Consider the following 243-nt stretch of genomic DNA (forward strand, 5'->3'; position numbering starts at 1 on the left):
GCGGCGATCTTGTAGGTGATGATGCCGGTCTTCACGTCATCCTTGTTCGGCAAGCCCAGGTGTTCCTTGGGCGTGACGTAGCAGAGCATGGCGCAACCAAACCAGCCGATCATCGCGGCGCCGATGCCCGAGGTGATGTGGTCGTAGCCTGGTGCAATGTCGGTGGTCAGCGGGCCGAGGGTGTAGAACGGCGCCTCGTCGCAGCACTCCAACTGCTTGTCCATGTTCTCTTTGATCAACTGC

General features: G+C 60.1%; 1 protein-coding gene. It reads right to left on the minus strand.

Features of this window, described 5'->3' with window-relative positions; translation table 11 throughout:
- On the minus strand, positions 1 to 243 hold a 243-nt coding region (locus AC3XQU_RS24650; protein WP_489876730.1), incomplete at both ends, for a phosphomethylpyrimidine synthase ThiC.

The sequence above is a fragment of the Telluria sp. AZSoR62 genome (assembly GCF_058111565.1).